Annotated in this window: 24 protein-coding genes; 16 read left to right on the top strand and 8 right to left on the bottom strand. The window is 64.5% G+C overall.

The window, feature by feature from the left end; all coding sequences use genetic code 11:
* The first annotated feature begins 4 nt into the window (after window positions 1-4).
* The 7 genes from NK8_RS07725 to NK8_RS07695 all read left to right on the top strand — a co-directional run bounded on the left by NK8_RS07725 (window position 5) and on the right by NK8_RS07695 (window position 7,614).
* Window positions 5-1,006: a sugar kinase gene (locus NK8_RS07725; RefSeq protein WP_162065709.1), complete on the top strand. Its 1,002-nt coding sequence runs from the start codon at window positions 5-7 to the stop codon at window positions 1,004-1,006.
* A gap of 45 nt (window positions 1,007-1,051) precedes the next feature.
* Entirely contained in the window at window positions 1,052-2,332 is a 1,281-nt protein-coding gene (locus NK8_RS07720) for an MFS transporter (protein ID WP_213225950.1), read from the top strand.
* 638 nt (window positions 2,333-2,970) lie between these two features.
* The gene (locus tag NK8_RS07715) at window positions 2,971-4,116 is read left to right on the top strand and encodes an IS481 family transposase (RefSeq protein WP_213225949.1); all 1,146 of its coding nucleotides are present in this window, start codon (window positions 2,971-2,973) and stop codon (window positions 4,114-4,116) included.
* 160 nt (window positions 4,117-4,276) lie between these two features.
* The gene (locus NK8_RS07710; protein WP_213225948.1) at window positions 4,277-5,245 is read left to right on the top strand and encodes a D-glycerate dehydrogenase; all 969 of its coding nucleotides are present in this window, start codon (window positions 4,277-4,279) and stop codon (window positions 5,243-5,245) included.
* A gap of 104 nt (window positions 5,246-5,349) precedes the next feature.
* Window positions 5,350-6,429, top strand: a complete 1,080-nt coding sequence (locus NK8_RS07705) for a LacI family DNA-binding transcriptional regulator (protein WP_213225947.1) — start codon at window positions 5,350-5,352, stop codon at window positions 6,427-6,429.
* Complete coding sequence (locus NK8_RS07700) at window positions 6,430-7,221, top strand: YhfC family glutamic-type intramembrane protease (protein WP_213225946.1); 792 nt, start codon at window positions 6,430-6,432, stop codon at window positions 7,219-7,221. It abuts the gene before it with no gap.
* A 27-nt stretch (window positions 7,222-7,248) separates the two neighbouring features.
* The gene (locus NK8_RS07695; protein ID WP_162065704.1) at window positions 7,249-7,614 is read left to right on the top strand and encodes a DUF3022 domain-containing protein; all 366 of its coding nucleotides are present in this window, start codon (window positions 7,249-7,251) and stop codon (window positions 7,612-7,614) included.
* A 7-nt stretch (window positions 7,615-7,621) separates the two neighbouring features.
* Here NK8_RS07695 and NK8_RS07690 read toward each other — a convergent pair whose 3' ends face one another.
* The gene (locus NK8_RS07690; protein ID WP_213225944.1) at window positions 7,622-8,050 is read right to left on the bottom strand and encodes a PGDYG domain-containing protein; all 429 of its coding nucleotides are present in this window, start codon (window positions 8,048-8,050) and stop codon (window positions 7,622-7,624) included.
* Window positions 8,051-8,169: 119 nt separating this feature from the next.
* Window positions 8,170-8,688 carry a Spy/CpxP family protein refolding chaperone gene (locus NK8_RS07685; protein WP_213225943.1) on the bottom strand — a complete coding sequence of 173 codons (519 nt, stop codon included), beginning with the start codon at window positions 8,686-8,688 and terminating at the stop codon, window positions 8,170-8,172.
* Between the two features lie 163 nt (window positions 8,689-8,851).
* Between NK8_RS07685 and NK8_RS07680 the strand changes: the two genes are divergently transcribed.
* From NK8_RS07680 to NK8_RS07670, 3 genes are all read left to right on the top strand, one after another.
* Entirely contained in the window at window positions 8,852-9,742 is an 891-nt protein-coding gene (locus NK8_RS07680; RefSeq protein ID WP_213225942.1) for a LysR family transcriptional regulator, read from the top strand.
* A gap of 125 nt (window positions 9,743-9,867) precedes the next feature.
* The gene (locus NK8_RS07675; RefSeq protein ID WP_162065700.1) at window positions 9,868-10,323 is read left to right on the top strand and encodes an Lrp/AsnC family transcriptional regulator; all 456 of its coding nucleotides are present in this window, start codon (window positions 9,868-9,870) and stop codon (window positions 10,321-10,323) included.
* 148 nt (window positions 10,324-10,471) lie between these two features.
* The gene (locus NK8_RS07670; protein WP_213225941.1) at window positions 10,472-11,581 is read left to right on the top strand and encodes a saccharopine dehydrogenase family protein; all 1,110 of its coding nucleotides are present in this window, start codon (window positions 10,472-10,474) and stop codon (window positions 11,579-11,581) included.
* Here NK8_RS07670 and NK8_RS07665 read toward each other — a convergent pair.
* Together NK8_RS07665 and NK8_RS07660 are read right to left on the bottom strand one after the other, a co-directional pair.
* Window positions 11,578-12,156: an AAA family ATPase gene (locus NK8_RS07665; protein ID WP_213228551.1), complete on the bottom strand. Its 579-nt coding sequence runs from the start codon at window positions 12,154-12,156 to the stop codon at window positions 11,578-11,580. The two genes, NK8_RS07670 and NK8_RS07665, sit on opposite strands and share 4 nt — an antisense overlap.
* A gap of 23 nt (window positions 12,157-12,179) precedes the next feature.
* Window positions 12,180-13,493, bottom strand: coding sequence for a sodium:proton antiporter (locus NK8_RS07660; protein ID WP_213225940.1), 1,314 nt, complete (start codon window positions 13,491-13,493; stop codon window positions 12,180-12,182).
* Between the two features lie 197 nt (window positions 13,494-13,690).
* On the opposite strand from NK8_RS07660, the gene NK8_RS07655 reads away from it, so the two are divergent.
* A complete protein-coding gene (locus NK8_RS07655; RefSeq protein WP_213225939.1) occupies window positions 13,691-15,073 on the top strand; it encodes an FAD-containing oxidoreductase in 1,383 nt (460 codons plus the stop codon).
* A 681-nt stretch (window positions 15,074-15,754) separates the two neighbouring features.
* Here NK8_RS07655 and NK8_RS07650 read toward each other — a convergent pair.
* The 3 genes from NK8_RS07650 to NK8_RS07640 all read right to left on the bottom strand — a co-directional run bounded on the left by NK8_RS07650 (window position 15,755) and on the right by NK8_RS07640 (window position 18,838).
* Window positions 15,755-16,996 (bottom strand): MFS transporter, encoded by a 1,242-nt coding sequence (locus NK8_RS07650; protein WP_162065696.1) that lies wholly within the window; start codon window positions 16,994-16,996, stop codon window positions 15,755-15,757.
* 31 nt (window positions 16,997-17,027) lie between these two features.
* Window positions 17,028-18,155, bottom strand: a complete 1,128-nt coding sequence (locus NK8_RS07645) for a PRC-barrel domain-containing protein (RefSeq protein ID WP_225936141.1) — start codon at window positions 18,153-18,155, stop codon at window positions 17,028-17,030.
* 146 nt (window positions 18,156-18,301) lie between these two features.
* Window positions 18,302-18,838, bottom strand: a complete 537-nt coding sequence (locus tag NK8_RS07640) for an ankyrin repeat domain-containing protein (RefSeq protein WP_213225938.1) — start codon at window positions 18,836-18,838, stop codon at window positions 18,302-18,304.
* Between the two features lie 359 nt (window positions 18,839-19,197).
* Here NK8_RS07640 and NK8_RS07635 point away from each other — a divergent pair, with 359 nt between their 5' ends.
* Entirely contained in the window at window positions 19,198-19,845 is a 648-nt protein-coding gene (locus tag NK8_RS07635) for a DUF938 domain-containing protein (protein WP_213225937.1), read from the top strand.
* Here NK8_RS07635 and NK8_RS07630 read toward each other — a convergent pair whose 3' ends face one another.
* Window positions 19,846-20,775 carry a DMT family transporter gene (locus NK8_RS07630; protein ID WP_213225936.1) on the bottom strand — a complete coding sequence of 310 codons (930 nt, stop codon included), beginning with the start codon at window positions 20,773-20,775 and terminating at the stop codon, window positions 19,846-19,848. It lies immediately after the preceding gene.
* 96 nt (window positions 20,776-20,871) lie between these two features.
* Here NK8_RS07630 and NK8_RS07625 point away from each other — a divergent pair, with 96 nt between their 5' ends.
* From NK8_RS07625 to NK8_RS07610, 4 genes are all read left to right on the top strand, one after another.
* A complete protein-coding gene (locus NK8_RS07625) occupies window positions 20,872-21,792 on the top strand; it encodes a LysR family transcriptional regulator (RefSeq protein WP_213225935.1) in 921 nt (306 codons plus the stop codon).
* A gap of 124 nt (window positions 21,793-21,916) precedes the next feature.
* A complete protein-coding gene (locus tag NK8_RS07620) occupies window positions 21,917-23,074 on the top strand; it encodes an aromatic ring-hydroxylating dioxygenase subunit alpha (RefSeq protein WP_213225934.1) in 1,158 nt (385 codons plus the stop codon).
* Window positions 23,075-23,153: 79 nt separating this feature from the next.
* The gene (locus tag NK8_RS07615; RefSeq protein WP_162065690.1) at window positions 23,154-23,426 is read left to right on the top strand and encodes a hypothetical protein; all 273 of its coding nucleotides are present in this window, start codon (window positions 23,154-23,156) and stop codon (window positions 23,424-23,426) included.
* 500 nt (window positions 23,427-23,926) lie between these two features.
* Window positions 23,927-25,174, top strand: a complete 1,248-nt coding sequence (locus NK8_RS07610; protein WP_213225933.1) for a porin — start codon at window positions 23,927-23,929, stop codon at window positions 25,172-25,174.
* The last annotated feature ends 35 nt before the right edge of the window (window positions 25,175-25,209 follow it).

Here is a 25,209-nt window from a genome sequence, read left to right as displayed (position 1 = left end):
CGACATGCAAGCCAAGCCTGAAGCTCTCGACGTCGTCACCTACGGCGAAGCGATGACGATGTTCGTCGCGGCCGTCACCGGCGATCTCGCGAAGGCCGGTCAGTTCACCAAGCGCGTCGCGGGCGCGGACCTGAACGTCGCGATCGGCCTGTCGCGGCTCGGCTTCAAGGTGGGCTGGATGAGCCGTGTCGGCAACGACTCGTTCGGGCGCTACGTGCTGGACGTGCTCGCCGCCGAGGGCATCGACGCGCGCCGCGTCACGATCGACGAGCGTTTTCCGACTGGCTTCCAGCTCAAGGGCAAGTGCGACGACGGCAGCGATCCGGCCGTCGAATACTTCCGCAAGGGTTCGGCCGCGAGTCACCTTTCGCTCGACGATTACGCCGCCGACTACGTGCTCGGCGCGCGTCATCTGCATCTGACGGGTGTCGCGCCCGCCATTTCCGCGACTTCGCGCGAACTCGCGTTTCACATGGCCCGCGAAATGCGTGCGGCTGGCAAGACCATTTCGTTCGATCCGAATCTGCGCCCGACGCTCTGGCCGTCGCGCGAGGCGATGGCCGAGTCGCTCAACGCGCTCGCCGCGCTCGCCGACTGGGTGTTGCCGGGCGTGGCCGAGGGTCTGACGTTGACGGGCTACGCGAAGCCGGAAGACATCGCCGCGTTCTATCTCGACCGGGGCGCGAAGGGCGTCGTCGTGAAGCTGGGCGCGCACGGCGCGTACTTCCGCACGGCGGATGGCGATGCGGGCATCGTGCCGGGCGTGCCGGTCGTCGATGTCGTCGATACGGTCGGCGCGGGCGATGGCTTCGCGGTCGGCGTCGTCAGCGCGCTGCTCGAAGGGCGCGACGTGCGTCATGCGATCGCGCGTGGCAACCGCATCGGCGCGCTGGCGATTCAGGTGATCGGCGACAGCGAAGGACTGCCGACGCGCGCCGCGCTCGACCTGCTCGAAGCACAGGATTCCAACGACAAGACGGCCAAAGCCGCGTTCGATCTGGCCTGAAGCCAGCAACCGAAAGACTCAACCGAATTGCGTTCGGAGACAACCATGCAATCTACGACTCCCAAGCTTGCGGCGCGCCGCTGGTGGGCGATCATGCCGATCGTTTTCATCACGTACAGCCTCGCGTATCTCGACCGCGCCAACTACGGCTTCGCCGCAGCCGCGGGCATCAATCACGATCTCGGCATCAGCAAGGGCTTGTCGTCGCTGATCGGCGCGCTGTTCTTCCTCGGTTACTTCTTCTTTCAGATTCCCGGCGCGATCTATGCCGAGCGCCGCAGCGTGAAGAAGCTCGTGTTCTGGAGCCTGGTCCTGTGGGGCGGGTGCGCGACGCTCACGGGCATGGTGAGCAACATTCCGTCGTTAATGGCGATCCGCTTCGTGCTCGGCGTCGTCGAGGCCGCGGTGATGCCGGCGATGCTCGTCTTCATCGCGAACTGGTTCACCAAATCCGAGCGATCGCGTGCCAATACGTTCCTGATTCTCGGCAATCCGGTGACGGTGCTGTGGATGTCGGTCGTTTCGGGTTATCTGGTGAATTCGTTCGGCTGGCGTCACATGTTCATCGCGGAAGGTTTGCCGGCGGTCGTGTGGGCGGTGATCTGGTGGTTCATCGTTAAGGACAAGCCCGCGCAGGTGACGTGGCTGACGGACCAGGAGAAGAACGATCTCGATGCGACCCTGCGCGCCGAACAGGCCGCGATCAAGCCGGTGAAGAACTATCGCGAGGCATTCAAGTCGCCGGCGGTGATCAAGCTGTGCGCGCAGTATTTCTGCTGGAGCATCGGCGTGTATGGTTTCGTGCTGTGGCTGCCGTCGATTCTGAAGAACGGCTCGACGCTCGGGATGGTCGAGACGGGCTGGTTGTCGGCGGTGCCGTATCTTGCCGCGACCATCGCGATGCTGCTGGCGTCGTGGGCGTCGGACAAGCTGCAGGCGCGCAAGGCATTCGTATGGCCGTTCCTGCTGATCGGCGCGGTCGCGTTCGCGGGATCGTATCTGCTCGGCTCGACGAACTTCTGGGCTTCCTATACGCTGCTCGTCATTGCGGGGGCGGCGATGTATGCGCCGTATGGGCCGTTCTTTGCGATCGTGCCGGAGCTTTTGCCGAAGAATGTCGCGGGTGGGGCGATGGCGCTCATCAATAGCATGGGGGCGCTGGGCTCGTTCGTCGGGTCGTATTTTGTTGGCTATCTGAATGGGGCGACGGGGTCGCCGGCTGCCTCTTACGTGTTCATGAGTGTGGCGTTGTTGCTGGCTGTGTGGCTTACTTTGGCGGTTAGGCCGCAGGGTGCGGTGGGGGCTGGGGTGGTTGTGCGGTCTTGATTTTTGTTTCTTCTCGCCGGATCCCGATAGCTTGTTGGTCGGTTAGCGTTGCCCCTGTGCGGGGCGGCACCTACTTTCTTTGCTGCTGCAAAGAAAGTAGGCAAAGAAAGCAGCTTGAGACGCCCGCGGTCATACGCAATTTGGGCATTCTTCTCCTTGCTCGTGGCCTCAGTAGCGAGTGCCCTCGCAGGCCTAACCGGGCTTGGACCGCGCACGGTCTGACAAGCTAGTCGTTTTGTGCGCGCTGGTTCAGCACGAAATAGCTTCGGCACAGCGCTACGCGCTGCCGTTGGGTATGTAAGGGAAACCAACGAGAAAAGAGAAACGCAGAAGCACGCGCAGTCCCGATGGACCGGTCGGCCGCGCAGCGGGCCGGAGCCATTAGGTGCTGAACCAGCCACGCACGCGGCGCGATGTGGCAGACCGTGCGCGGTCCAAGCCGGATGTGGCCTGTGAGGGCACTCGCTACAGAGGCCACGGGTGAGGAGAAGGATACCCAAATTGCGTGTGACCGCGGGCGTCTCGAGCTGCTTTCTTTGGTTACTTTCTTTGCAGCAGTGTATAGACCGGGGACATAGCTGACAGATCCGCGGGGACATGGTTGACACTTTCGGGCATCTCGATGCCCGGACCCGACCATGCCTTGGAACCCGCAGGACACCATGCAACTTCGCCTTGAATTCGTGACCCTGGCCATGCAACAAGAGATTGCTTTCAACGAGCTGTGCCAACGCTTTGGCATCAGCCGGCAGACCGGATACAAGTGGGTCAACCGCTATCAGGCCGGGGGCCGCGAGGCGCTGGGCGATCTCTCCAGACGTCCGCACAGCAGCCCGAATCGAACCTGTGACGAACTCGAAGCGCGGGTGCTGGAGGTGCGAAGCCAGCATCCGGCCTGGAGCGCGCACAAGATCAGCCGGCGCCTGAAGGATCAAGGCCTGCAAGGCGTGCCTTCGCACAGCACGGTCAATGCCATTTTGCAGCGCCATGGATGCATCGGCGAGAAGGCTTCGGACGCGGCCACCGCCTGGACCCGTTTCGAGCGCGCCGAGCCTAACGAGCTGTGGCAAATCGATTTCAAGGGCCACTTCGGCATGCTCGATCAAAGGCGCTGCCACCCGCTCACCGTGCTCGACGATCATTCGCGCTTCAACCTCGTGCTGCAGGCGTGCTGCAGCCAGGACACCGAGACGGTGTACACGCACCTGCGAAACGCTTTCGCCTGTTACGGGCTGCCGCAACAGATCAACGCCGATAACGGCGCGCCGTGGGGCACGCCAAGCAAGCCTGGCGAATTGACCGAGTTGGCCATCCGATGCATTCGGCTGGGTATTCGTATGAGCCATAGCCGTCCCTATCACCCGCAGACCAACGGCAAGGACGAGCGCTTTCATCGCTCGCTCAAGGCCGAGGTGCTGAATCACCGCAGCTTCACCGGGCCCGATCAGGTGCAGGCTGAATTCGACCGCTGGCGCCAAAGCTACAACTTTGAGCGCCCGCACGCGGGCATCGGCATGGCGACGCCGATCACGCGCTATCGGCCCAGTGCGCGGGCGATGCCCAGCCGCCTGCCGCCGCTCGAATACGGACCGGATGATCAGGTTCTGCTGGTGGGCTGGAACGGCAGGGTAACGTTTGGAAAGCACCGCTTGCGCGTATCCAGTGCACTGCACGGACTGCACATCGCGGCGCGACCGAGCAGCACGATTGCCGATGCCTACGACCTCTATTTCGCGCATCACCGACTCATGACGTTTGACCCAAACCAGCCCGATACCCCATGATCAAAGTGTCAACGATGTCCCCGACGAAAGTGTCAACCATGTCCCCGGTCTATACACAGCAGCAAAGAAAGTGACTGCCGCCCCGCACAGGGGCAGTGCTAACCGACCAACACGAAATCAGGATTCTACGAAAGCCTAAGCAACCCGAAGCAATCCAAAAATGACCCACAAAATCGTAGCCTACAAAACCCTACCTTCCGACGTGGAAGCCTACCTACGCGAGCACGCAGAGGTGAAAAGCGTCGATCCAAAAGACGAAGCCGCCTTCATAGCGGCACTGAAGCAAGCCAACGGAGCCATCGGCGCGAGCATAAAGATCACCCCCGCCATGATCGAAGGCGCAAAAGACCTGAAAGCGCTGTCGACGATCTCAGTAGGCTTCGACCAGTTCGACGTAGAGGACCTGACGCGCCGCGGCATCATCCTCACCCACACCCCCGACGTCCTAACCGAATCCACCGCCGACACCGTCTTCTCGCTGATCCTCACCAGCGCACGCCGCGTCGTCGAACTTGCCGAATGGGTGAAGCAAGACAACTGGAAGGCGAGCATCGGCGAGGCTCAATTCGGCGTCGATGTGCAAGGCAAGACGCTCGGCATCGTCGGGCTCGGGCGCATCGGCGGGGCGGTCGCGCGCCGTGCGGCGCTCGGCTTTCGCATGAACGTGCTCTACACGAACCGCAGCGCAAACGAGCAGGCAGAAAAGGAATACGGCGCCAAACGCGTCGAACTCGATGAACTCCTCGCGCAATCCGACTTCGTGTGCCTGCAAGTGCCGCTGACGCCCGACACGCGCGGACTCATCGGCGCAAATGAACTGAAGAAGATGAAGCGAAGCGCGATCCTGATCAACGCATCGCGCGGACCGACCGTCGATGAACACGCGCTCATCGAAGCGCTGAAGAACGGCACGATTCGCGGCGCCGGCCTCGACGTGTTCGAACAGGAACCGCTGCCCGCCGATTCGCCGCTGCTCGCGATGAACAACGTCGTCGCACTACCGCACATCGGCTCGGCCACGCACGAAACGCGTCACGCGATGGCGCGCAACGCCGCGGAAAACCTCGTCGGGGCACTGGACGGCACGCTCACGACAAACATCGTCAATCGCGAAGTCCTGAAGCGCTGAAAACGCGTGGTCGCGCGGGCATGCGCTAACATGCGCGATGCGAGGAGAACGATAATGACAGCATCGCGCAGCGCTCGAGAGCGAGGCGCGGGCCCACGACCACTATGTCCGACGATCCCACACTGACGAACCGCCCGGCCACATTCGGCGCGCGCCGCGCGACGATCACCGATGTCGCCCGCGAAGCCGGCACCGGCAAGACGAGCATCTCGCGCTATCTGAACGGCGAGATGAGCGTGCTGTCGCCCGACCTGCGCGAACGCATCGAAGCGGCCATCGCCAAGCTCGACTATCGGCCGAATCAGATGGCGCGCGGCCTCAAGCGCGGCCGCAACCGCCTGATCGGCATGCTGCTCGCCGATCTCACGAATCCGTATTCCGTCGAAGTGCTGCAAGGCGTCGAAGCCGCGTGCCACGCGCTCGGCTACATGCCGCTCATCTGCCACGCGGCCAACGAGATCGATATGGAACGGCGCTATCTGCAACTGCTCACGACCTATCGCGTCGAAGGCGTGATCGTCAACGCGCTCGGCGTGAAGGAAGAACTGCTGCAAGGCTTCGCGCAAGGCGGCATTCCGGTCGTGCTGGTGGATCGTTCGGTCGAAGGCTTCATCACCGATATGGTCGGGCTCGATAACCCCGCCGCCGTGCAACTCGCCACGCGTCATCTCGTCGCTGAAGGCTTCGACGAGCTGCTTTTCATCGTTCAGCCCGTCACGCATATCAGTTCGCGGCGCTTGCGCGAGGCCGCGTTTCGCGAGACCGTCGCGGCGCTCGACGCCAGCGGCTCGACGCTCGTGATCGATCTCGCCGATGCAGGCGCCGCGCTCGCCGAACTCGACACGCGCGTCGCGGCGGCAAGAGCGAAGGGCAGGCGCGTCGCGCTTTTCGCGGCGAACGGGCCGGTTGCGCTGCGCGTCGCGGTGCATCTGAAGGAACGTCACGGCGCGGACTGGCAGGCGAGCGTCGCATTGATGTCGATCGACGATTCGGAATGGGCGCAGCTCGCCGGCATGACGACGGTGCGTCAGCCGACCTACGATATCGGCCGGCGCGCGGTCGAATTTCTCCACGAACGGCTCGGCGGCGCCGCGATGGCCGCGCGCGAATGCCTGCTGCCGGGCGAACTCGTCGTGCGCGCATCCACGATACGCGCGACTCAACCCGCATCACAAGGAATCTGAATGGTCAGTGTTTCGACGTTGCTGAGCCTCGCGCTCGCGACGCTCATCATTGCAGCGATGCCCATCGTGCTGTACAAGAAGCTGCGCCCGCGTTTTTCCATCATGCCGCGCGAGGCGATTCTCGGTATCGCCGTATTCGCGCTCTTCGCGATGGTCATCGAACGCGCGCTGCACGGCTTCATGCTGAGCAATCCCGCTACGTCGGTGTGGCTCAGGTATCCCGCGGTGTTCGTCGTCTATGGTGCGATCGCGGCCGGCTTGTGCGAAGAGGTCGGACGTTTTCTTGCGATGAAATGGCTCATCTCGCGTGAGCTGGGCGCGCTCGATCGTCATGGCCCGGGGCTCGGCTACGGCATCGGGCACGGCGGGGCGGAAGCGTGGATCGTCGGCGTGCTCGTGCAGGTGCAATGGATCGTCTATGCGGTGCTCGCGAATCGCGGCACGCTCGACACGCACTTCGAAAGCGCGCCGCTCGAAGCGCTCGCGCGCATTCATCTGGTGCTGATGACTTTGTCGCCCGTGTCGGCCGGCATCTTTCTCGTCGAGCGCGCGAGCGCGTTCGTGCTGCAGATCGGTTTTTCCGCGCTGATGTGGCAGATGCTGCGCGAGCGTTCGCGTCATGCGCTCGCATTTCTCGTCGCCGCGCATGCGCTCGTCGGCTTGCCCGCCGCGCTCTTCCAGGCGGGGCTCGTGCCGCTCATCGCCGCTGACGCTGTGTACCTCGTGCTCGGCGTGATCGTCGCGGTGGCGCTCGTGCGCTACTATCGGCGTGCCGCTGCGCAGGGCGCGTGAAGCGCATCAATCGAATATCGACATCGAATGGACGACTATCAATACGACTGCCCGAGCGCGGACATCGAGATGCTCGCGCGCGTGATCAGCGATCTCTTTCCCGAACAGACGCAGTTCGCCGAGCGGCGGGACGACGCGGGCCGCACGTCGCTAGCGATTCACTACGTGGCGATGCGCTTCGGTTCGACCGCGCGGCGCATCACCATCGACGTGCGCTTCGAACCTGCCGCGCTCGCGCGTTATCGTGCGCTGCCGCCGCGCCTGCACGCGCGCAGCTACGCGGTGCTGCGCGCGTATGTGGAAGCGACGCTAGGCTCGCTCGAAGAGACGTACGCGAACGGCGAGACCGTGCCGCGTGAAGTGGACATCGAGATGGGCGAGGACTTCGCCTGAAGTTTTTTCAGATGACGCGATAGACCTTCGCGAAGCGCGCGGCCTTCACGACGCCGTAGTCGCCCGGCGCGTATTGCATGACCCAGTCGCCCGCGTCGCCGGTGAGAATGTCGCCCGCCGCGGATCGCGCGATGGAGAAGGGCGCGTGCATCTCCTTCGCGAGCACGACGCTCGGCCGGTTGCGATAGGTGCCCGCTTCGCCGTGCGCGATGCCGCCTTCGGGCACGTACTTCGCATCGAAGCGCTCGCGCGACACGACCCAGCGCTCGCCGCCGCTGCCGGTGACGATCGCATCGCCGCTCGCGTAGCGGTTCGGCCCTTCGAGGCTCATCAACTCGCCCGCGACGACGGCGAATTCGACGGCGACGGCTTCGTCCTTCACGACGCGGCGCGCGGCGGGATCAGTGGACAGATCGAGCTGAGACAGAGGGAGCATGGTGCGATTCGGTATGGCATTGACGGTGCGGGATCGTAACGGCATTCGCGCCATTTTGCACCCGGCGGACGAAAAAAAGCCCGCATCGTGCGATGCGGGCTGTTCGGCCCTGCGCTCGTTCAGGGCTTCGTCGCGGAAGCGGCATCCGCTGCTGCCGCATGCGGGTGGCGATGCGCGCGATTCTGGCGCGACTTGCCGTGCTCGTCGCGGAAGCTCGTATCGGCCAGCTTCTTCTGCTCGGGCGAAAGGCTCGCGTAAAGCGGCTCGAACGCTTCGACGAGACGCTTCGTGCCATCGGCGTTGGCCTGCGTGATCTGCTCGTATTGCTTCATGTCGTCGAGCGCGGACATGGTCTTGCGCTGCGCGATGCGCTGGCGATACAGATCGGCCATCGTGCGGCCGTTGTCGCGCATCACGTCGGCGAACTTCGACCACTGGTCTTCCTGCTGCGGCGTGATCTTGAGGCTCGAATGCAGTTCCGCGATACGCTCTTCGACGCGCGCCTCGCGCTTGCTGGCGGCCGGTGCGGATGCCGTGGCCTGCATGGCCGGCGCCGATGCCGCCGCGGGCGCCGACGATTGCGCGAATACCGGGCTCAATGCGCAAAATGCGGCCAATGCAACGAGTGTTCTTTTCATTCGGGTTACCTTCGATCGATAAGGAAAGCGGCGTGCTTCGTAAGCTGCATGAAAAGGCAGCGCGATGGCACACCATCGGCGGATATTAGTATCACGATTGCATGCGGATTCGGCCGCATTGCCACAACTGCTTACATTCGATACGTCTCTGGAAAATTACGCAGTGGATACCTTGTTGAGCATGCGGGTCTTCGTAGCCATCGTGGAGGCGGGCAGCCTGAGCGCCGCCGCCGAGCGCTTCTCCATCTCCGCGCCGATGGCCGGCAAGCATCTGCAGGCGCTGGAGGCGCGGCTCGATGCGCGCCTCATCGTACGCACGACGCGCCGTCAGAGCCTGACCGAGATCGGCCGCGAATATTACGCGCGCTGCCGCCGCATTCTCGCGGAAGTCGATGCGGCCGATTCGCTCGCCGAATCCATGAGCGCGACGCCGCGTGGCGTATTGCGCGTGACCGTGCCGCTCACGTACGGCGTGCAGTTCGTCACACCCGCCGTGACCGAGTTTCTCGCGGCGTTCGCGCAGATCACGGTCGAACTCGATCTCACGAATCGCATGGTCGATATCGTCGAAGAAGGCTTCGATGCCGCTGTGCGTATCGGCACGCTCGCCGATTCGAGCTTCGTCGCGCGCCCGCTCAAACCGTATGCGATGACCGTGTGCGGAGCGCCCGCATATCTCGCGCGCGTGGGCACGCCCGCGACGCCCGCCGATCTCGCGCGCCACGAGTGCCTCGGCTTCGTGCATCAGGGCCGCGAGGCGGGCTGGCGGCTCGAAGGCGAGGATGAGGCGATGCACGCGCACCGCACGCAGTCGTCGCGCTTTCGCACGAACAACGGCCAGGCGCTCAGAAAGGCCGCGCTCGCGGGTTTCGGTCTCGTGCTTCAGCCGCATGCGCTCGTCGAGGATGAACTGAAGAGCGGCGCGCTCGTCGCCGTGCTGCAAGACTTCCTGCCGAAGCCATCGCCCGTGCATCTCGTCTATCCGCGCGACACGCGCGCGACACCCAAGCTCGCGAGCTTCGTCGATTTCATGGTGGCGAAGCTCGGCGTGTGACGGCATCTGATCGGCGTTCGATTCGCGCCGTCGTCTCGGCCATAATGCAAAACACAAAACACCGGATGCCCGATGGCATTCAAAACGCATAACGCGAAACACAAAATTCCATGGACGACGCCCTCATGAGACCGCCGCGCCTCGATCAGCTCGACGACATCGATCGCAATCTGGTCGCGCTCCTGCAGATGGACGCGCGAGAGAGCGTCGCGAATCTTGCGCGGCAACTGGGTGTCGCGCGCACGACGGTGATCGCGCGCATCGCCCGGCTGGAAAAGAACAACGTGATCGCGGGCTACGGCGTGCGGCTCGGCCAGGACGTGCTCGATGCGAGCATACAGGCGTATGTCGGCATCAAGCTCACGCCGAAGTACGGCCGCGATCTGCAAAAGCGCTTCGCGCGCATGCCGGAGATCCAGTTGCTCTGCGCGGTGAGCGGCGAGTTCGATTACGTCGCCTGGCTGCGCGCCGATTCCCCCGACCGCCTGAACGATCTGCTCGACGAGATCGGCGCGCTGGAAGGCGTCGAGCGGACTACGACGTCGATCATCCTCGCGCGCAAGATCGACCGCGTCGGCTGAGGCAACGATACGAATCGTCGTATCGAATGGTCAAAATGACGAAAAACCTCGTCGAAGCGCATCATTTTGCGTCTGTGATCAATATTCACGCGCTCCTAAACTGTGTGAAGAAGCCGATTGGCGAAACTCACACACCAAGGAGATGAATATGAAAGTGGCCCTCGTCGGCGCCGGATTGATCGGCCAGAGCATTGCCCATTTGCTGCGTGAAACGGGGGATTTCGAAGTCGTCGCGTTCGATCGCGACGAGCATGCGCTCGCGCTGCTCGATGCGCAGGGTATCCCGACGCGCCGCGTCGATTCCGCCGATACGCCCGCGTTGCGCCAGGCGCTGATCGGCTTCGATGCGCTCGTCAACGCGCTGCCGTATTACCTCGCGATCAACGTCGCGTCGGCGGCGAAAGCGGCGGGCGTCCACTATTTCGATCTGACCGAAGACGTGCGCGCGACGCACGCGATCCGCGCCATCGCTGACGATTCCGAGCTCGCGTTCATGCCGCAATGCGGTCTTGCGCCGGGCTTCATCGGCATCGTCGCGCACGATCTGGCGAAGCGCCTCGACGACGTGCGCGAGGTGAAGATGCGCGTCGGCGCGCTGCCCGAGTTTCCGACCAACGCGCTGAAGTACAACCTGACGTGGAGCATCGACGGCCTCATCAACGAGTATTGCCAGCCGTGCGAGGCGATCCGCGAAGGCCGCACGCAGTGGGTGCAGCCGCTCGAAGGCGTCGAGCATTTTTCGCTCGACGGCATCGAGTATGAAGCGTTCAACACGTCGGGCGGCCTCGGCACCTTGTGCGAGACGCTCGCGGGCAAGGTCGAGACACTCGATTACAAGTCGGTGCGCTATCCCGGCCATCGCGACCTGATGAAGTTCCTGCTCGACGATCTGCGCATGTCCACCGATCGCGACGGACTCAAGTCGATGCTCAAGCGCGCAGTGCCATCGACGGCGCAGGACGTCGTATTGATCTTCGTCACGGTGACGGGCATGCGCCGCGGGCAACTCGTGCAGGACGTGTTCACGCGCAAGATTTTCGCGAAGGACGTGTGCGGCGTGCCGATGAGCGCGATCCAGATCACGACCGCCGGCGCGATCTGCGCGGAGCTCGATCTGTTCCGCGAAGGCGTGCTGCCGCAAAGCGGCTTCGTGCGTCAGGAGCAGGTGCCGCTCGATGCGTTCCTCAACAACCGCTTCGGCAAGCTGTACGAAGGCGCGAACGCGGTGGCGACGGCGCGGCAACTGGCGGCTGCTTAACGGATCAGGCGCGCGAGCAGTGCCTCGCGCGCGTCGTCGTCGGCTTCGGTATTGTCGAACATGACGAGCGTCTGCGCGAGCGCCGCGTCCGGCACGAAAAGCCGCTGACGATATTCCTCCCAGTGCGCGAGCTTGTACGCATCGTTCGGATCGCCGCGCGCGACGATGCGCTCGCGCGCCATATCCTCATCCACGTGCACCCAGACGACGCGAACGGCCACATCATCGCCGATGCCGAGCCATGCGCGATCGAACAGGCGTGAGGCGCGCACTTCACGCGTCAGCGGCGCGACCACGGCGACGCTCACGCCGAGCGCAAGATTTTCCGCGGCGGTATCGATGAGACAACGGTATTCCGGATCGCGGAAATGCGCGATGAAGAGCGGACTGTCGCGGTCGTGCGGATCGCCCGTGAGCGCGCCAATTGCCGCCGCGCTATACGCGCCGTAGAGCGTGTCCTTGTCGAGTAAGCAGAAAGGCTCGCCGGTCGCCTGCATGAGCGGCGCGAACAGCTGTTTGGCGAGCGTCGTCTTGCCGGTGCCCGCATGGCCGCAGAAGAAGATCAGATGCTTCACGCCTGATGGACCTCGATAAAAGATCATGCGTCTTTGCGTGCGCGCTGATAGCGGTTCATGAGCGGCGTCGCGGTGATGCCGTGCACGATGACCGAAGCCGCGATCGTCGCGACGACGAGCGGCGCGAGCGGCGCGGCCACGTCATGCGGCGCATGTTCCAGCGCGTACAGCAGATAGTAGAACGAGCCGACGCCGCGTATGCCGAACCAGCTCATCAGCCGCCTTTGCGGCCCCGCCGCGCGCGAACCGATGAGCGATGCCTCGACCGCCGCGGGCCGCAGCACGAAGAACAGCGCGACTATCAGCGCGCCGGCCTGCCAGGTGAAGAGATCGCGCCACATCGTCGCGAGCACGGCGCCGACGATCAGCATGATCGCGACTTCGGCGATGCGCTCCAGCTCGATCGTGAAGCCGTGCACGCGCTCGGCCATGAAGGCGTGCGCGCGCTCGGGATCGGCCGCGGCGGCGCCGACATCGTCTGCATCGATGTTGCCGACTGCCTCGCGCGCGGACTTGCCGCCGCTGGTCTTCTGCTCGACACGACGCATCGACAGGCCGGCCGCGAACACCGCAAGAAACGCATACGTATGCAGCAACTCCGCGACGCCATAAGACAGCGCGATCAGCCCGAGCGCATAGAAACCCTCCGGCCCGAGCGCTTGGCCGTGGCGCGTGCGCAGATACGCGACGAGCCGCACCGACACCGCGCCGAGCAGCCAGCCGATCGCCAGCGCGCCCGCTATACCCCACACGGCCTGCAACGCGAAGTCCCAGTGCAGCGCCTCGCCCGGCGTCGTCTCGAAGCGGCATACCGCGATGCCCAGCAGCGCGAAGGGCAGCGCGATGCCGTCGTTCAGGCCGCCTTCGCCCGTCAGCGAAAAGCGCAGCATGTCGATGTCGCCGGGCGTTTCCACCTGCACGTCGTGCGCGAGGACGGGATCGGTCGGGGCGAGCATCGCGGCGAGCAACAGCGCCGGGCCCCAACTGAGCCCGAGCGCGTAGGCGGCGAAGAGCGTGAGCGCGGCGACCGTCAGCACCATCGCGACGAGGCCGAGGCGGACTGGCAGAAACCAGAGGCGGTCGGTGGGCGGCACGCGCAGTCTCAGGCCGATCGCGAACAGCGACACCAGCATCGCGACTTCGGTGATGCGGCGCAGGACGGTCGCATCGGTCGTGAGATCGAGCTTCAGCAGATTGGCCGCGCCGGGGCCCATCGCGACGCCGATCGCGAGATAGCACATCGCCGTGCTGATCGGCAGGCGCTTGAAAGTCGAACTGGCGAGGCCCATCAAAATGAGCAGGCCGCCGACGACGAGAAACCAGATCGTCTCGATCATGAATGCCTTTGTTTCGTGTACCGTTCATCGACAGCACGAGCCATGCCCGTGCCCGCTGGACGTGCGTCGGGCAGGGCGTCTGACCGCTCATCTGCATGCGCGTAAGATGCAATTCGGTTGCGGCATCTTCATTCGTCATCCGCTTCATTCGCACGGTCGGTTGCGTCGGCGGCGCATACGGCCGGGGGAGAACCAGCATGTCACAGCATTTCGATGCGGTGGTCATCGGCACAGGGCAGGGCGGCTCGCCGCTTGCCGTGCGGCTCGCGCAAAGCGGCAGGCGCACGGCGGTGATCGAGCGGCATCTGTTTGGCGGCACCTGCGTGAACGTCGGCTGCACGCCGACCAAGACCTATGTTGCGAGCGCGCGGGCTGCGCATGTCGCGCGCACGGCGGCGCAATACGGCGTGATGATCGGCGGCGATATCACCATCGACATGGCGCGCGTGAAGGCACGCAAGGACGAGGTGATCGGCGGCTCGCGCACGGGTATCGAGAAGTGGCTGCGCGGCACGGAGAACCTCACCGTGTTCAAGGGGCACGGACGCTTCACGGGGCCGCATGCGCTTTCGATCGAAGCGAGCGATGGCTCGACGCAGGACATCGACGCCGATCTCGTGTTCATCAACACGGGCACGCGCGCGGTGGTGCCGGAGATCGACGGGCTCGGGCGCGTGCCGTATCTGACCAATTCGACGATCCTGGAACTGACCGAGGTGCCGGAGCATCTCGTGATTGTCGGGGCGAGTTATATCGCGCTCGAATTCGGGCAGATGTTCCGCCGCTTCGGCAGTCGCGTGACCTTGCTCGTGCGGGGCGATCGCATTCTGGCGCGTGAGGACGAGGACGTCGCGCGCGCGATGCAGGATGTGTTCGTGCGCGAGGGCATCGAGTTTCGCTTCGGGGCGCGGATCGAACGCGTGGAGCCGTCGGCGGGAGGCGTACGCATATCGAGCGGTGCTGACACGATCGACGCATCGCATCTGCTGTTCGCGACGGGCCGCACGCCGAACACCGACGATCTGGGGCTGGAGCATGCGGGCATCGCGGTGAACCGGCACGGCATGATCGATGTGGACGGGCAGTTGCGCACTCGTGTCGAAGGCGTCTATGCGCTGGGCGATGTGAACGGGCGCGGGGCGTTTACGCATACGTCGTGGAACGATTACGAGATCATTGCTTCGAATCTGCTCGATGGGGAATCGCGCAGCGCCGATACGCGCATCATGGCTTATGCGGTTTTTGTCGATCCTCCGTTTGCGCGGGTGGGCATGAGCGAGGAGGAGGTGCGCAAGGATGGACGGGATGCGCTCATCGCAACGATGCCGATGACTCGCGTGGGGCGCGCGCGGGAGCGCGGGGAGACGGATGGGTTCATGAAGGCGCTCGTCGATGCGCAATCGATGCGGTTTTTAGGTGCGGCGATTTATGGCATTGAAGGGGATGAGGTGATTCATACTTTCATCGATAGCATGAATGCGGATGCGCCGTTTTCTACGCTGCAGCGGGCTATGCATATTCATCCTACAGTGAGTGAGTTGATTCCGACTTTGCTTGAGGGGTTGAGGCCGTTGAGGTGAGGTTGTTGTTGTTGGTTTGTTGTTGTTGTCGCTGGATCCCGGTTTCGTGTCGGTCTATTAGCACTGCCCCTGTGCGGGGCGGCAGTCACTTTCTTTGCTGCTGCAAAGAAAGTAACCAAAGAAAGCAGCTCGAGACGCCCGCGGTCACACGCAATTTGGGTGTTCTTCTCGTTGTTCGTGGCCTCTGTAGCGAGTGCCCTCGTAGGCCTAACCGGGCGTGGACCGCGCACGGTCTGACTAGCTAGTTCTTCTAGTGCGCTGGTTCAGCACGAAATAGCATCGGCACAGCGCTACGCGCTGCCGTTGGGTATGCAAGGGAAACCGACGAGAAAAGAGAAACGCAGAAGCCCACGCAGACCCGATTAGCCCATCGGCCGCGTAGCGGGCCGGAGCCATTTCGTGCTGAACCAGTTTGTTTTGTGGCGCGATGTGGCAGACCGTGCGCGGTCCAAGCCCGGTCTGGCCTTTGAGGGCACTCGCTACTGCTGTGCCAAGACTGTTCGCCTGTGCCGGGGCCGGCATGAAGTACTTTGGATGGGGAAAGCTGCTTTCTTTGGTTACTTTCTTTGCAGCAGCAAAGAAAGTGACTGCCGCCCCGCACAGGGGCAGTGCTAATAAACCGACACGAAATCAGGATTCTACGTAACCCTAATCAACCCAAAATCCCAACACAAAAAACCATCAAGCCTCCACCGGCGGCTTAGCCGGTTCCTCCTTCACCCCATGCGCCCCCCGCGTCTCCGGCATCGCCAGCCACACCATCAACACCGCAAGCGCCCCGGCCCCGGCGAGGCCGAAAAAGCTCATCGCAGTGCCAAAGCGATCCGCGGCAAACCCAGCCGCCGCTGTGGAAAGCGTAGCCCCCACCCCCGCAGCAAGTCCAAAAAATCCGATCGTCAGGTTGTAATGCCCACGGCCGCCCGCGACATCCGCCGCGATGAGCGGCAGCATCACACCGAACACCGCCGCGCTGATGCCATCGAGCATCTGAACCGGCACGAGCAGGTAAGGGCTGCTCACGCCCGCAAAAAGAATCGCCCGTACCGGCAGCGCACAAAAGCCGAGGATCAGCACCGGCCTGCGCCCCCATTTCTGCGCCTGCCGTCCGACCCACGGCGACATCGCCGCAACGATGAACTGCGGCACGATGATACACGCCGCAATCACGAGTTGAACGTTGTCGCCCATGTGCGCAGTGACTTCGCCCGCGGCGAGATTGAGCATCGCCGCATTCGAGAGATGAAAGAGCACCACGCACGCCGCAAAGATCAGAAGCCGTCTGTCCTTCAGCAACTCGCGCAAGGATTCGCGCTCTTCACCTTCGGGCGTCAACTTCGGCTTGCCCGGCGGCGCGCGCGGCACCACGGGCGCCAGATCGTAATGAATCATGCGCAGCGCGACGATCGCCGGCAACGCAAGCGCGGCCGTCAAAAAGAACACCGAGCGCAGCGACAGATACTCGCCGAACGCACCCATCAACGCCGCCGTCAAAGCGCTGCCGATCGACGCCCAGCGCGCATTGCGGCCGAGCCGGTCGCCGAGATCCGCGCGTGAGACGAGGGCGAGCGAGATCGCCGCCATCGCAGGGACGAGCATGCAGCTCGCGAAGCCATGCAGCACTTCGGCGGCGAACACCGGGACGAAGGTCGGGCTCGCGGCGAGCAGCAGCGCGCTCACGATGATCGCGATGATCGCGGAGAGCGCGGCGAACTTCTTGTTGCGCATCGCGTCGACGAGCGCGCCTGCCGGCAACTGGCTCGCCATCGCGCTGATCGTGCCGACGGAAAGCATCAGGCCGATCTCGCCCTGCGTCCACTTGTTGGCCGCGAGGTACGAAGCAATGAAAGGGCCGAAGCCGGTCTGCACGTTGGCGACAAAGAAATTCAGCCAGTCGAGCGCGCGCAGACTGCGTGCAATTACCATGTTGTGAATCGGTTCTCGATCTCGTTATCCGTTATCTGGCCGGGCGGGCACCCGAAGCCGGCGCCTGCGCCGACACGGAGCCGGACGTTGCCGACACTGCCGAAGCTGCCGGCGCCGATGCAGCGCTCGCGGTCGAAGCCGGCGCGGGGGCGGGCACGATCGGCGACACGATCTTGATCGGCTGCTCGGGCGCGTAGGTCGGCGCGGCCTTGAGTTGCGCGTCGTTGAAATCCATCTGCAGTTGCCATTGTTTGTTGCGCGAGAGCACGTGCAGGTCGCCCCAGTTCGCGGCCACATGCCGCTTGTCGCCCGCGAGCGAGCTGGACAGATCGAGCACGAGCGCCTGCGGCTGAGCCTGCGAGTCGACGAGCACGTCCACCACGCGCCCGATACGCGCGCCGCTCTTTTGCGTCACCGTCGAATCGACGAGTTGCAGCAGGCTCGCCGGCGCCTCGGCGACCGGTTGAGGCTTCGGCGCCGGTTCCGCCGGCTTGCCCTTGGCGGCCGGCGCGGGCGGCACGAAGGTGATCGGCGCGGTCTTCGAATTCGGCGTGAAGCGGAAGGCCGACCACGGGAAGTTCACCTTGCGGTCGCCGACGCCGAGGAAGCCCGACAGATTCACCATCATGAGCTTCGGCTTTGCGCCGGCATCGACGTACATGTCCACCGCGCGGCCGACGACCTTGCCGTCGGCGCGCTGCACCTCGGCGTCGAGCAGGCCGTGCAGTTGCTCGTGCTGCATGATGCGTGTCGAGATGATTTGCGGCGGAGGCGGCGGTTCCGGTGGCTCGGGCGGCGGGGCGACAGCAGGCTCCGGCGGTTTCGGCCTGACGACACGGCGCTTCGGCTTCGGCGCGGGCGCGGGCTTCACGGCGGAAGCCGGTTCCGGGGCCTGCACGGCGGGCAAGGGCTCTTCGGGCTCGCCGGAGCCAGTCTCTTCGGGCGCCGGGATATAGGAATGCTCGACGATCGGCGCGGGCGTCTGCTGAGGCATCAGGCCGCAAGCGGAGAGCGCGAACGCGGCGGCGATCGACAGGCTCGTGGTCAGACGCAGCGCGCGCAACCCGCGTCCGATCGCGATGATCAGTGCCGCCGTACGCAGAATCAGGCGTGCGGCGGCATCGACGACGTCACCCCGATGCGAGAAACCGCCTGTCATCGCAAAAGCTCCATGGTTCCGGGTCACCTGCTTGTCTGGTTCGTTATTGGATCGATGCTGGTCAGAACGCTTCGACGCAGATGGGGCGTCGTTCGTTCAGCGGATTGCATCATGCATGCAAAGAACATCGCGTCGAGCGGACGGCTTCATGCCTTCGAAAGTCGCGCGGCCGTGTCGGGTGCGCCCATCTTCTCGGCGGCGTCACGCGCGGAAAAACCGCCGGCGTCGCGCGCATCGGCATTCGCGCCGCGCGCGATCAGCAACTCGACGATCTCCACGCGATTGAACATCGCCGCGATCATCAGCGCGGTGCGGCCGTCGGGCGATGCGCCTTCGACATCCGCGCCGTGATCCAGCAGCGTTTCGATCACGTCGGCGAAGCCCTTGAACGCGGCGCCCGCGATCGGCGTCTGACCATTGTCGTTGCGCAGGTTCGGGTCCGCCTTGTGCCCGAGCAGCACGCGCACGGCTTCGGCGTGGCCGTGATAGCTCGCGAGCATCACGAGGCTGTCGCCCTTGTCGTTGCGCAGGTTGGGCGGCACGCCCTTGCTCAGGAGCGCATCGAGCATCGCGGCATCGCCACGGCGCGCGACATCGAACACTTCGCTCGCGAACGCGATCATGTCGTCGTCGGGGCCATCGTTCGAATGCGGCGTGGGGCTGCGGTTCGGGTCGTGCTGCATGATTCACTCCATGTCGATCGCGCCGCGTGCGCGGTTCTCGGTTCGTCGGGATGGATTCGGCGCGCTCGGTGTCGCGCTGGCATTTTGCATGCGTTTCCAATGCATTCAAACTGGCATTCGGTATGCAAGGCGCATGCATGCGAAATGCAAACGCGGACGCGGGACAACCGGGAGCATACACAGGTTTGCCCACGGGACGCGCTTTCCTCGCGCCGGGTTGGCGCGATTCGGCAGCACGAAACGCGCCAACCCGGCGACCCTTTGCCTTCGCGCGAGCGTGGCCCTTGACGCTTCGTGATGCGCGCCGTTAGGCTCGATGCGACTCCCGCTCCCTCTGCGCGCACGCGCATCGAACACACATGAACCCAGCTTCATCCGGCTCCGACGACACCCAGCATCCCGACCCTTCCGTGCGCCGCCGCGCGCCCGCCGCCGAGCGCAATCGCGATGCGATTTTATCGGTCCTCGCGCGCGTTTTGCCGTCAAGCGGCGTCGTGCTGGAGATCGCGAGCGGCACCGGGCAGCACGCCGCACATTGTGCCGCGGCGCTGCCGGGCGTCGTATGGCAGCCGAGCGATCCCGATGCGAACGCGCGCGCTTCCATTGCCGCATGGCGCGCTCACTCGGCTCTCGCGAACCTGAACGCGCCGCTCGCGCTGGACGTGCTCGATGACGACTGGGGGATCGCGAACGCGGCGGGCATCGTGTGCATCAACATGATTCACATCGCGCCGTGGGAAGCCGCCGAGGCGCTGTTTCGCGGCGCGGGCGCGCGCCTGAGCGCGGGGGGCGTACTTTACCTGTACGGGCCTTACCGGCGCAACGGCGCCCACACCGCGCCGAGCAACGACGCCTTCGATCAGCAGTTGCGCGCGAACGATCCGCGCTGGGGCGTGCGCGACATGGAGGCAGTCGAGAAACTGGGCGAAAAGGCCGGCTTCACGCTGGTGGAGACAGTCGCGATGCCGGCCAATAACTTCAGCGTGGTGTTCGAGAAGCGCGCATAGCTAAGCTTGACTCGGACGCGCCGCGAACATCCCGCGCCAGGGCACCGTCGCCATCAGCGAGGCCGCGACGATCATCCCGCCGCCGATCCAGCCCGCCATCGACACATGCTCGCCGAGCCACACGCTCGCGAAGAGCGCGCCGAACGCGGGCTCGCTGCCCATCAACAGAGAGACGCGCGTCGGACTGCTGCGGCCGATCGCGTAGTTCTGCGCGAAGAATGCGAACAGCGTGCACGCGCACACGAGATACAGCACCGAGCCCCAGAACATGCCGTGACCGGCGAGCGCGGGCAACGCCTGCCATTGCGACGGCGCGAAGAGCAAGGCGATCGCCGCGCTTCCCGAAGCGACGACGCCCGCCTGCACGGCCGTCACGGTGAGCGCGGGCAAGGGCGCCGCGCGCAGCACGCGCTTGGTCACGCAGACTGCCAGCGCGCGCAGCACGGCGGCGGCGAGGATCAGCCAATCGCCGGGATTGAAGTCGAAGGACAACGCGCCGTCGCCCGCGAGCAGCCACGCGCCCGCGAACGACACGCCGACCGCGAGCCACTCCGCCGCGCCGGGACGCCGCCGAAGCAGCGCCCACTCGACGAGCGGCGTCAACACGACGCACAGGCTGATCAGAAACGCGGCGTTCGCGGCGCGCGTGTGCAGCACGCCGAAGGTCTCGGCGAGAAAGATCGACAGCAGCAGAAGGCCGAGGACGAGCACGCCGCGCAGGGTCGCCGCGCTCGCGTGCCGCAGATGCCGCAAGTGCACGGCAAGCAGACAGAACGTGATCCCGAAGCGCAGCGCGAGCAGCGCCAGCACCGGATAGAACACGAGCGCGCTCTTGACGATGCCGTAACTGCTGCCCCACACCATCGCGACGGCGAACAGCAGCAGATCGGATAGCGGAAGCAGGCGTCGGGCGGGTGGATCGATGATCATGCGGCGACTCCGATGAAGGGAGCGATCATTGTCCAATGATGCGGTCGAGGTGATAATCAGGTTCCGATGCACAGCTTTATTGTCGCGAATGCACAAATGAATCCAGCCGATCTCTTCGATCTGATGCCCGACATGGCCGTGTTCGCGCGCGTCGTCGACGCGGGCAATTTCTCGGTTGCGGCGCGGCAATTGGGCATCACGCCATCGACCGTCAGCCGTCAGATCAAGCGTCTCGAGGAGGCGCTCGCCACGCGCCTGCTCGAACGTTCGACGCGCAAGGTGCGCGTGACCGAATCGGGTTATCACGTCTACCGGCATTGCCGCGACATGGCGGCGGCCGCGTCCGGCGCGGTCGATGCCGCGGGTCAGCTGTCGGGCAAGCCGCAGGGGCGCGTCGCGCTGTCGGCGCCCACGGCTTATGCGAAATCCGTCATTCATCCGCTCGTGCCGGCGTTTCTCGCCGCCTGGCCGGACGTCGACCTGCAACTCGTCTTCGCCGACCACGACATCGACCCGCTCGCGAGCGACATCGATCTCGTGATCCGCGCGACGAGTCATCCGCCGCAAGGGCTCGCGGCGCGGCAACTGGGGCGCGTGCGCTGGGTGCTGTGCACATCGGCGCGCTATGTGCGCGAGCGCGGCGCGCCGGCGCATCCGCGCGAGCTCGCCGGTCACGATTGCATCCATCTGGGCGAAACTGCCGACGACAATCGCTGGCGCTTCACAAACAGCGGCGAGACGGTGACCGTCGCGGTGCGCGGGCGCTATATCGCCAATCACGCGGGCGCGCGGCTGGAGGCGGCCGAAGCCGGCCTCGGCATCGCGGCGCTGCCGGAATTCGCCGCCCGCGACGCGCTCGCCGCGGGCCGGGTGCAAACCGTGCTCACCGATTGGGAAATGCAGGCGCGCGCGTATCAGGGGCCGGTCTGGCTGCTGTATCCGCCCAACCGCTTTCTGCCGCCGAAGGTGCGCGCGCTGATCGACTATCTGCACGCGTATCTCGGCGAACCGTTGTAATGCCCGCACGCGCTTCGGCGCGCGCCGAAACCACCGGCGCCGTGTAGACTGCGAATGGTCGTTCATTGCTCCGCATGTGACCGCGGCGCTCCATCCGATCTCCTTTTCACCGGAGGCGTTGTACATGCACGCAGCGTTGCCCCAAGGCGAGCAGGAAGCCGGTTCCATCGATGCACCATCACGCCCGCCGCGCGATCTGCGCCGTGTCGATATCCATCCCGATCACTGGTATCCGCTCGCGTGGTCACGCGAAGTGAAGGCCGGCCGCGCGCACGGCGTGCGTTTCGCAGGCGACCCGATCGTGCTCGTGCGTACCGCATCGGGCAAGGTGTTCGCGCTCGAGGACCGCTGCGCGCATCGGCAGGTGCCATTGTCGGCGGGTGTCGTCGACGGTGAATCGATCCGCTGCTGCTACCACGGCTGGACCTACGACTGCACCGGCCGCTGCATCGACGTTCCCTATCTCGGCCGCGAGCGTCTGCCCAACGGCGTGCGAGCATATCCGTGCCGCGAGGCGGGCGGTCTGGTGTTCGTGTTCCCGGGCGACCCGGCGCTCGCCGAAGGCGCGAAATTCCCCGATCTCGTCTCGGCCACCGATCGTGCCTACAAGACGCGCCGCTTCGGACGCGCGGTGAATTGCCACTATTCCTTCATGCACGAAAACCTGATGGACATGAACCATCAGTTCCTGCATCGCCGGCAGATGGGCAGCATGCGCGCGCGTTCGCTCGGCAGACGGCGCGGCGAGGACTGGATCGAAGTCGACTACACCTTCGCGCGCGAGGCGGGCAAACAGCCGATCGGCGAGGCGCTCGTGTTCGGTCAGAAGCGCGGCGCGAAGCCCGCCGACGGCCAGAAGGACGTGATGACCGTTCGCACCGAATATCCGTATCAGACGCTCAAGATCCGCACCAAGGACGACACCATGGTCATGGACCTGTGGATCGCCTACGTGCCGCTCGACGCCGAGCAGCGCACGAACCGCACCTTCGGGCTGTTGTCGATCCGCCGTCCGAAGGTGCCGGTCCTGCTCGACGCCGCATGGCCGCTGCTCGTGTGGTTTACCGAGCGCATCTTCAAGGAGGATCGCTGGATCGTCGAGCGCGAGCAGGAAGCGCATGACCGGCAGGGCGCGGATCACAATCACGAGGTCTTTCCGGTCATCAACGATTTGCGCGCGCTCCTGATGGAACGCGGCGTGCCCCATGGCGCCGGCAGGAACTCGGGCGACACGCGGCGGATTCATTTCATCCAGCAAGTGCAGGATCTGCCCGCTTCCTGATGCGTGCGGCGATGCGCCGATTGCATGCTTCGCGCGGTGGCGCTATACAGAAAGCAGACCACTACGGAGGACCATCATCATGAACAGCGATCCGACCAAGCCGCGCGACGACGCCCCGGAGATCGGAGAAGCGCATCCCGAAGTCGAACAGTTCGATGCGGCCATTTCGCACGTCGACGAATCCTACGCGGCAGGCAAGATGGCGGCGAGCGCGGCCAAGGGCATCCTCTACAGCATCATCGAAACGCTCGGCACGCTCGTCGGCGATCCGGATCTGCCTTCACATGCGCGCTCGGGCTACGAAGGCCTGCTCGAAACCGCGCGCGAGCTGCGGGGGAAGATCGAGCACTGAAGGATTCGCACGGGCGTAATGCAGGATAGCTTGCAAAATTCTTTCGACGCGCCGGCGCTGCCGGCCGTCTTTCTGGCGGTCGAGCTTTATCGACACCCCATCTCCGGTCCGTTCGGACCGGTTTCTTTTCGAACCCCAATAAACATCTGAGCGTCTTGCAGCGCAGAGTCCCGTCACGGCCTTGCACAGCGGGCCTGACGGCGGATTGGCGCGTTTGGGATGTCATTCGGGAAGCCCTGAAGGCGCTGAGTCGACGCCATGCTTTCGTCAGCCTCCTGTCAGTTTCGTGCCCGATTGCCCAATATCTGCGTGCCGGAAAATACTGGTTAACCAGACAGTGAAAAAAAACGACACAAAAGCGCGTCTTTCTTTCGCATTCTGTCTGTAAGCCATACACTTGCCTCCGATAAAAGTTACGAGTTGAAACATATCAAAGCCGTTACGGCGGCACCGGTTCCAGACTCGCACGGAAGTATCTGCCCAACGCTTGAGGAGAAAAAATGAAGGGTTTCACGATGACCAAGTGCGCAATCGTCGCAGCCACGGCGTTCGCAGCCGCTGCGCCGGCCTTCGCGCAAAGCAGCGTCACGCTGTACGGTATCGTCGACGATTCGATCGTCTATCAAAGCAGCCAGACGAATCTGGCCAAGACGAACCCGGGCCGCTCGAACGTCAAGATGGCCTCGGGCATCTGGGCGGGCAGCCGTTTCGGCCTGAAGGGCGCTGAAGATCTCGGCGGCGGCAACAAGGCGATCTTCCAGCTGGAATCGGGCTTCGACATCAACAGCGGCGGCCAGCAGTTCACCAACGCGATGTTCGGCCGCCAGGCATGGGTCGGTCTGACGAACCCGGGCTACGGTACGCTGACCTTGGGCCGCCAGTACACCTCGTACTACACGCTGCTTTCGCCGTATAGCCCGACGAACTGGCTGACCGGCTACTTCGGCGCGCACCCGGGCGATCTGGACGGCCTCGACACGATCTACCGCGCGAACAATTCGATCGTCTACACGTCGCCGAAGCTCTACGGCTTCACGGTGAGCGGCTCGTACTCGCTCGCTGGCGTGCCCGACAGCGTGTACCAGGGCTCGACCTGGTCGGCGGCGATCCAGTATCAGCAAGGCCCGATCGGCGGCGCGGTGGCGTTCTCGCGCATCAACAACGCGGCCAACGGCGGCGGCATCTACAGCGGTCAGTCGACCACCATCAACGATACGACGAGCACGACCGGCGCCGGTCAGCCGGGCGTGTCGGCGGTCACCGCCGGTTATCAGCGCGCGCAGGCTCAGCAGCGCTTCGCCGTTGCGGGTGGCTACCAGTTCAACAGCGCGTGGGACATCTCGGTCACGTACACGAACGTTCAGTACATCCCGGGCACGAACTCGCTGTTCACCGACGAAGCCGTGTTCAACACGGCCGGCACGGTGCTGCACTGGAAGGCGACGCCGGCATGGGACTTCGCGGCGGGCTACAGCTACACGTGGGCCAGCAAGGCGAACGGCATCAACGATGCGGCTTCGTACCACCAGTTCAACCTCTCGCAGTACTACTCGCTCTCGAAGCGCACGGGCCTGTACGCGCTCGAAGCGTTCCAGCGCGCGAACGGCAACACGCTGGCAGTTCCGTCGGGCACGGCCTCGAATCGTCAGACGGCGGCCAACGCAACGATCGGCGATGGCTTCCAGAGCGCGCCGTCGGCATCGCGCAGCATGTTCGCGGCGGGCGTGGGTATCATCCACCGCTTCTAAGCGACGCTTCGCAGTACCGCAGCACGAAAACCGGA

The organism is Caballeronia sp. NK8 (assembly GCF_018408855.1).
GTDB lineage: Bacteria > Pseudomonadota > Gammaproteobacteria > Burkholderiales > Burkholderiaceae > Caballeronia.
The sequence above is the reverse complement of the archived record's forward strand: the minus strand, read 5'-3'. Positions and strand labels throughout refer to the sequence as shown.